This window comes from Alphaproteobacteria bacterium (genome assembly GCA_033762625.1).
GTDB lineage: Bacteria > Pseudomonadota > Alphaproteobacteria > UBA9219 > RGZA01 > RGZA01.
The window spans coordinates 20,083-27,510 of sequence record JANRLI010000008.1 but is presented as its reverse complement, the minus strand read 5'-3'; the positions used below and the strand labels follow the sequence as shown (position 1 = coordinate 27,510).

8 protein-coding genes are annotated in these 7,428 nt (G+C 48.7%); 4 read left to right on the top strand and 4 right to left on the bottom strand.

What is annotated here, in order from left to right; genetic code table 11:
• The 3 genes from SFW65_05220 to SFW65_05210 all read left to right on the top strand — a co-directional run.
• A partial coding sequence (locus SFW65_05220; GenBank protein MDX1922508.1) for a hypothetical protein occupies window positions 1–254 on the top strand: 254 nt, incomplete at its 5' end.
• Window positions 255–886: 632 nt separating this feature from the next.
• Window positions 887–1,807 carry an FkbM family methyltransferase gene (locus SFW65_05215; protein MDX1922507.1) on the top strand — a complete coding sequence of 307 codons (921 nt, stop codon included), beginning with the start codon at window positions 887–889 and terminating at the stop codon, window positions 1,805–1,807.
• Complete coding sequence (locus tag SFW65_05210) at window positions 1,807–2,544, top strand: hypothetical protein (protein ID MDX1922506.1); 738 nt, start codon at window positions 1,807–1,809, stop codon at window positions 2,542–2,544. Before SFW65_05215 ends, SFW65_05210 begins: the two co-directional genes overlap by 1 nt.
• Here the strand turns inward: SFW65_05210 and SFW65_05205 are convergent.
• The gene (locus tag SFW65_05205) at window positions 2,541–3,950 is read right to left on the bottom strand and encodes a Mur ligase family protein (protein ID MDX1922505.1); all 1,410 of its coding nucleotides are present in this window, start codon (window positions 3,948–3,950) and stop codon (window positions 2,541–2,543) included. The two genes, SFW65_05210 and SFW65_05205, sit on opposite strands and share 4 nt — an antisense overlap.
• A gap of 55 nt (window positions 3,951–4,005) precedes the next feature.
• Between SFW65_05205 and mazG the strand changes: the two genes are divergently transcribed.
• Window positions 4,006–4,860, top strand: coding sequence for a nucleoside triphosphate pyrophosphohydrolase (mazG, locus tag SFW65_05200; protein ID MDX1922504.1), 855 nt, complete (start codon window positions 4,006–4,008; stop codon window positions 4,858–4,860).
• Window positions 4,861–4,990: 130 nt separating this feature from the next.
• Here mazG and SFW65_05195 read toward each other — a convergent pair whose 3' ends face one another.
• From SFW65_05195 to hfq, 3 genes are read right to left on the bottom strand one after another with little or no spacing between them, the layout of a single operon-like run.
• Window positions 4,991–5,812: an inositol monophosphatase gene (locus SFW65_05195; GenBank protein MDX1922503.1), complete on the bottom strand. Its 822-nt coding sequence runs from the start codon at window positions 5,810–5,812 to the stop codon at window positions 4,991–4,993.
• Complete coding sequence (gene hflX, locus SFW65_05190) at window positions 5,809–7,158, bottom strand: GTPase HflX (protein MDX1922502.1); 1,350 nt, start codon at window positions 7,156–7,158, stop codon at window positions 5,809–5,811. Before hflX ends, SFW65_05195 begins: the two co-directional genes overlap by 4 nt.
• Window positions 7,155–7,397: an RNA chaperone Hfq gene (gene hfq / locus SFW65_05185; GenBank protein MDX1922501.1), complete on the bottom strand. Its 243-nt coding sequence runs from the start codon at window positions 7,395–7,397 to the stop codon at window positions 7,155–7,157. Before hfq ends, hflX begins: the two co-directional genes overlap by 4 nt.
• Window positions 7,398–7,428 lie beyond the last annotated feature (31 nt).

The window sequence follows — 7,428 nt, the reverse complement described above, 5'->3', positions numbered from 1 at the left end:
GCTCTGATGATGGCGCACTTGAAGGCTCTGATGATGGCGCGCTAGAAGGTTCTGATGATGGAGCGCTAGAAGGCTCTGATGATGGCGCGCTAGAAGGTTCTGATGATGGAGCGCTAGAAGGCTCTGATGATGGCGCGCTAGAAGGTTCTGATGATGGAGCGCTAGAAGGCTCAGATGAAGGAGCGCTCGATGGTGCTGATGAAGGTGCGCTCGATGGCGCTGATGTAGGCGCAGATGGCGCATCTAATTGTTGATGTGGAAGCTTTTGTTGGCCAGGGCCAGGACGGTTAAAGCCGTTTGCCGTATTTGGCAATTTTTCCATAAATTCTTTAAGCGCTCTTTTAGATTCTTCATCCGCTTTCATTCTCTCAGTTAACTGAGTAAGCGCGCGCAAACGCTCTTGCGGCGTTCTGCCTACAGGGATTGGTGGTCTTAAGGCCGCCATTTGCGCTTTAAGGGCTTCGCGTACAGCGCGGGTTGCTGGGCCAGCATTACCATCCAAGTGCAGTTGGCGCGCACCGTCACCGTACAGATCTCTCATCAGCTTGTTCATTGCTTCCTGTTCAGCGAGAACTGCTGGATTTCTACCTGATCTATTGCGTGGCGCCATAACAAGCTCCAAAAAAAAAGCTTAAAAGTATTTTCTAAAAATTATGTTCCCATGATTATCTGAAATTGGTTTTTGCCATCTTAATGATGTCTAAAATTCGAACTAATGATGGTTGAATGTTTGAGCAGTTCATGGGTGTGATTTAAAAAGACCAATAAATACGCTATCTGCTGTGTTTTCAGGCAGATGCAAATTAGATAAAATTCGATCTAATTCTCCCCTGCCCTTTTAGAATCAGGATTACGCAAGACGATGTGCGGGATGTAAGATGAACGCATGAGCGCATATAAAACCAAGCCACGCTATGTGATGGAGCAAATCTCGGCGGTGAAAACACTGCCTGATCCTGAGCGCCCATTCACCTTTGCCGAGCTGCAAATTGATGGAAAACTGCTACGTTATTGCATGAGCACGCCGCATTCGCGTTGGCGCGTAAATACGCTGTTTTTAAAAGAACCGACCACCATTGAATGGCTGCATAGTTTTAAAGCCGATGATGTATTCATTGATATTGGCGCGAATGTAGGAATTTATGCACTGTATGCGGGCGTGGTTGCTGGTGCACGTGTCTTTGCGTTTGAACCGGAATCCCAAAATTATGCCGAACTGTGCCGCAGTATTTTATTGAATGCTGCGCATCACAAAATCACCGCCTTCTGCGCAGCAGTGGCGGATAAGCCGCTGGAAATTTCCAATCTGATTTTAAGTGACCCGATGAAAACAGGCTCATCGTTTAATGACTTTTCTGTGCCCAGCCATGATTATGAAGCAGCATCACGTTTTACCCAAGGATGCATCGCGGTTTCGCTTGACCATTTGGTGGAAACAAAAGCTGTGCCGATGCCCAAGCATGTGAAGATTGATGTGGATGGGCACGAAAACAAAGTCGTCGCGGGAATGAAGAACGTGCTGCAAAGCCCGGAGCTGCGCACTGTTTTGTTGGAATGTGACCCCAAAACCCCCAGCTGCTATCATATCGTAAAGCATTTTATTGCATCCGGCTGGGTTTATAATATCGACCAGGTTCGCTTATCACGGCATGGTCTTGCCAGCAAGGAAGCAACGCAACAAGCAATTGAGCAATCGAATTTTGCAGGGAACATCATTTTGGCGCGCGATGCTGCGGATGTCGCGTTTGCAAGCCGGACGCTGGAGCGGTTTAGCGCGAGCGAGCTGGAAGCGATGAAGGTAGTATAATGGATTTGGATAGTCTGAATACTGGATTGCAAGATACCCTTGCCCGTTTGAACCGGACGCCTGTTAAGCGTGACCCCTATTCCTATCTGATTTCAGAACAGTTCTTTCCGCGCGAGATGTATGATTTTATTTATGCAAATCTGCCAACGCAGCAACAGTTTGATGATAGCAAGGCCATTGGGCAGGCGGTTGATGAATATGCTAAATCAGGTGCGCTGGCTCGCCGCGAATTCCCGTTACAACCGGCCTATATTGAACGGCTAAGCCCGCAGCAAAGACCGGTTTGGAGTGCTCTTGCCTCCTTCTTTTCGCATGATTTGTTTTTATCAGTAATGCTCAAGCAGTTATTGCCAGCCGAAACGCTGGATAGGTTGCAGCGTGAAAAATGGAAACTGGGGCCAAGTGCGAATTTAGTAGAAAGTACAAATGGCTATTTTCTTGGGCCACATACCGATAGCCCGCGCAAAATTTTAACCGGCATTTTATACTTTGCCGAGGATGACGCGCAGCCCGATTTGGGAACCGAAGTGTATGCGGCGGATGACCCAAACCGTATTTCAACCGACGGCGTCCATTTACCATTCGATGGATTTCATAAAGTGGATTATTCTCCCTATCTACCAAATCGCTTTTTCGCATTTGCGCGGAGCGATAAAAGCTTCCATGGCTTTCATCGTTTGAATATCCGCAAAGGGCGACGGATTATTCTGGATTTCAAGCTGTTTTGTGAATCCTAAATTGGGAATTTCTTTTCGGCGAATTCAGGCACGGTTTTAATCAACCCGCCCAAATCACCGGATGTAAGGAACAGCACCACATCATCGGCTTTTAAATCATTGCCGATACGCTTTAATGCTTCATCCGGCGCAGAGATTGCAGCTGCGTTGCAATTCACAGCTTTTAACCGCGCCATAATATCGGCATGACTGGCCTGATTGTGGGTGCCAGCTCCCTGTGATGCGGGTTGATACACATAAGTGCGCGTTGCGCCTTCAAAGACATCATCATACCAATGCAGCGTATCATGACTGCGCCAGCTAAAGGTATGGGGTTCGAACACCACGACAAGGTTACGATTAGGAAAGCCGCGTTTAACCGCAGCGATGGCGGAGCGCGCCTTGTCATAGGACGACCCGAACCCTTCATACATGGGAATGGATGTTTTATCCGATTTTTTATCTAGGCGTCGCATGACCCCTTTGAAGCTGTCAATTGCATGCACAAAAGCTTGTGGCGTAACGCGGCAATTGGTGAATACAAACGCAGCGCAGCCAAGGATATTTTCAATGCTATGTTCACCAAGCTGTGTGGTGGCTACGCAGCAAACAGATTTGCCGTTATGTATGATATCAAACTTGGTTTTATCGTTTTCACCGTAGGTGATATTGGTTACCGTATAATCTCCCTCACTCACGCCATAGGTAATGGCGGGACTTTTTATACTGCCCAGAAATTGCTTGCTTAATGGGCCGCTGGTTGCGGCAATGAGCGATGTTGCAGGCGGCAATAATGTGACCAATTGTTTAAACGGCGCAAGGTAAGCATCTACGGTTGGAAATATATTCACATGGTCATGCGCCAGCGGCGTAAGCAGAATATGCTTTGGTTTTAAATGCAGGAATTTAGAACGGTTATCGGTATTGGAGGATGGATATTCATCACCTTCAAAGACAAATAGATCCCCCTTCCCTATCTGCGCAGGAGATGACGGAGTGAGTGGCACCGCGCCAATAAAAAACGAAGGGTCTAACCCCGCAGATTGTAAAATATGCGCCAGCAGAGCCGAGCAGGATGATTTGCCATAACTGCCCGCTACCACAACCGATGTCTTGCTGGTTGATAATTCGCCAAGTACTTCTGGGAAAGATGCTATCCGCTTGCCTGATTGGTATGCCGCTGCAACCTCCGCGTTTGTTTCAGGCACAAGCTTGGCGTTTTTGCCGATAACGATTAAATCGACGTCTGGCGGAATATTGCTTGGGGCATAGGGCGTACGGCATTCCAGTTTTTCTTTTTCCAGCACGGTTGAAATGGGTGGGTAAACGGCCTCATCGCTGCCGGTAATGGCCCAGCCAGCATCGCGTAACAGCTTTGCCGTTGCTGACATACCAACGCCGCCTAACCCTATAAAATGTGCCTTCATTTCCGTTGCATTCTGCTTTAGCTTGAATCAATCATAAGATTATAGGGAAGATTCCATGAATAGAAACGACCAAAAAGGCCCATTAAAAGGTACTGAAAAGCTGCTTGCGGTTATGGCGCGGTTACGCGACACCGAAAAGGGTTGCCCATGGGATGTGGCGCAGGATTTTGCGACCATCACTAAATATACGCTGGAAGAAGTATATGAAGTGGTCGAAGCCATCGAACGTCAGGACATGACAGCATTGAAAGAAGAATTGGGCGATTTGCTGTTCCAGATTGTGTTCTATGCGCAAATTGGCACCGATAAAAAGCTGTTCAGCTTTGATGAAATTGCCGATGCGGCAGCAGAGAAAATGATTGAACGCCACCCCCATGTATTCGAGGACAAAAAGCTGGAAGACCATGCCGCGTTGATGAAAATGTGGGAAGGCGATAAACAAGCCAAGCGCGATGCCAAAACAACAGCGCAAGGCGGTACGCCCAGCGCATTGGATGATGTGGCGCATGCCCTGCCCGCCGTCACGCGTGCCGTTAAATTGCAAAGCCGCGCTGCCCGCGTTGGCTTTGAATGGACGGATATCAAGGATATTTTTGCGAAGTTAGATGAAGAAATCGCTGAATTGAAAGAAGTAGTTGCCGAGCGCCAAACCAAAAAAGAACCTTTGGATCTGGAATTAGTTGACCGTTTAACCGAAGAATTGGGCGATGTAATGTTTGTGGTTGCCAATATTGGACGTAAATTGCGCGTTGATCCTGAATATGCGCTGCGCACCACCAACCGCAAATTTGAAAAGCGCTTTCACAGTATTGAAGGAACCTTGGCGAGCCAAGGCAAAAAACCGCAAGATGTTGGCTTGGATGAATTAGTGACCATGTGGAACGCCGTACGCAAAGCAGGCGTAAAATAATCTCTAACTGCGGCGTTAGCTTTTCAGAGCTTTCTGCGCTTCCGGTGCTCAGGTACTTAAACGTACGCTGCGCTCCGGTTCTCGAAACCATCTGAAAATCTTTAGCCGCAGCGAGATTCTAAAAATAGCTTTAGTGCATTGCCATGACAATCGCGCGGATTTCATCAAGCGCGGATTTATTGGGTGCAATGATAAGACCGCCCGTGGTATCGCCGGGCACATAGGCGCTGCCGTCGTGCTTGCAATATACGAAACCCAGACATGAAAGCATGGTAAGGCCAGGAAGATGATCCCACGGCATGCATTTGCCATAGACGGCGAATTGTGCTTCCCCGCGCATCAGCATCGCATAATCATGCCCCGCACTGATGGATGAATAGATTTTCGTGAATTTGGGCTCTTGCGATTTCACGAAATCGCGGTGTTCTTTTGAAAGCAGTTTGTTGCCCAAAATACCCGTGTAGTTTTTAATTCCGTGGATGGTCGGTGCAGATAATTTCTGCGCCTGTGCTTTTTTATGAATGCGCATCGCACCGTGTTCGCGTGTTGCGAAATACATATCATCTTGTACGGGGGAGTAGATCCAGCCAGCATCGAGTGAATGATTTTGCGTCAGCGCTAACATGACATCGAATTCCGGTTTACCACCAGCAAAGGCCATTGTACCGTCAATAGGGTCGATAACCCAAATGGGCTGGTTCTGTTTGAACAAATCCATCTTTGAAGGATCGGCTTCTACGCCCTCCTCCCCCACCACGACCGTTTCTGGATAGAGTGAAAGAAGCTTTGCTGAAAGCGCTTTTTCTGCTGCTTGGTCGGCAATCGTAACTAAATCCTGCGGGCCGGTCTTTTCCTGAATATCGCCGGCGGCCAGATTGCGCCAACGCGGTAGAATTTCAGTTGCGGCTACATCACGGATGGCAGATGCGACTTTATCAATATCGATGTTCATTTGCGTTTTCCAAATTGCGCCTGATAGCGGCCCCAGTTTGCAGGGCTTAACTCCACCTCAAGCACAATGTGTTTGGCATTGTCTTTGCGATTGATAATGGTGCCATTTTCATAAAGCCATGCTAAGGGCGCGCCCTCGCTATAGCTGAGTTTTATCGAATAACTCTTATGGCCGAGCTTGAGCCGCTCATCAATCATATGGAGGAGATCATCAATCCCCTCCCCGCTTAATGCTGATATAGCGGCGCTGGCACCCTTTACGACATCACCTTGAAACGACCATGAACTCATGGTTTCACGGCCTGAACGGCGGGATTGCTGGATAATAGTTTGCCTGTCTTCCGGCGGAATGACGTCAATTTTATTCAAGGCTTCTATCACGCGCGGGTCGTCATGATTAATCGCCAGTGTTTCAAGGACATTTTGCACATCTTCCTTTTGGGCGCGCGTGTCTTCATGGGAAATATCGCGCACATGCAAAATGATATCGGCGTTTTCAACTTCTTCCAGTGTGGCGTGGAATGCTTCAACCAAATGCGTTGGCAAATCGGAAATGAAACCTACGGTATCCGATAAAATAGCCTGCTTGCCGGATGGCAGCGTGATTTGCCGCATGGTGGGGTCCAGCGTTGCAAAGAGCAGGTTTTCAGCCATAACGCCAGCATCCGTCAGGCGGTTAAACAGCGTTGATTTACCTGCGTTGGTGTAGCCAACCAGCGCAATAACCGGTTGTTCCGCGCGTTCGCGTTGTTTGCGGTGTAGGCCGCGCATACGGCGCACATCATCTAGTTCCTCTTTGATTTTGATAATCCGGTTGCTGATGAGGCGCCGATCAAGTTCGAGCTGGGATTCCCCAGGGCCGCCAAGAAAGCCGAAGCCGCCGCGTTGCCGTTCCAAGTGGGTCCATGAACGCACAAGGCGCGAGCGTTGGTAACTGAGCGCGGCAAGTTCAACCTGCAACTGGCCTTCCTTCGTTCTGGCGCGGGCGCCAAAAATTTCTAAAATCAGGCCGGTACGGTCGATGACTTTGGCGTTCCATTCACGTTCCAAATTGCGTTGTTGCGGCGGCGTGATGTTATGGTTCACAAATACCAGTTCGACCTTGTTTTCCTTGCAAAATGCACCGATATCCGCCATTTGCCCCTTCCCCATCAAGGTGGCGGGGGATGGGTTGGTGATATTTATGATTTTGCTGCCCACCAGATTCAGCTGGATGGCTTCGGCGAGACCTGTCGCTTCTTCCAATAACGCATCACTGCTGCGGCGCGCATTGGTAAAGCGGAACATGGGCTGAACAATAAAAGTTCGCGCCGGATCTACGGTTGTGAGGTGTTCGCGTTCAATCACGCTTGTTCAGCTTCTTGTGCTTCAAACAGCGATACAGGGCCGGATGGCATAATAGTGGAAATGGCGTGCTTATAGACCAGCTGGATATGGCTATCACGGCGGAGCAGCAGCGAAAAGTTATCAAACCAGGTTATAATCCCCTGCAACTTAACACCGTTCACCAGAAACACAGTGACGGGAACTTTGGCTTTGCGTACGGAATTGAGGAATACGTCTTGCACATTTTGTTTATCGGACATGGCGGCTTCTTTTTTTATTATTATTGGGACG

What these genes read in the sequence shown, in the direction of transcription:
- mazG (MDX1922504.1), top strand. Translation starts at nt 4,006, where the DNA reads ATGAATAGAAACGACCAAAAAGGCCCATTAAAAGGTACTGAAAAGCTG.
- SFW65_05205 (MDX1922505.1), bottom strand. Translation starts at nt 3,950, where the DNA reads ATGAAGGCACATTTTATAGGGTTAGGCGGCGTTGGTATGTCAGCAACG.
- hfq (MDX1922501.1), bottom strand. Translation starts at nt 7,397, where the DNA reads ATGTCCGATAAACAAAATGTGCAAGACGTATTCCTCAATTCCGTACGC.
- SFW65_05215 (MDX1922507.1), top strand. Translation starts at nt 887, where the DNA reads ATGAGCGCATATAAAACCAAGCCACGCTATGTGATGGAGCAAATCTCG.
- SFW65_05195 (MDX1922503.1), bottom strand. Translation starts at nt 5,812, where the DNA reads ATGAACATCGATATTGATAAAGTCGCATCTGCCATCCGTGATGTAGCC.
- SFW65_05210 (MDX1922506.1), top strand. Translation starts at nt 1,807, where the DNA reads ATGGATTTGGATAGTCTGAATACTGGATTGCAAGATACCCTTGCCCGT.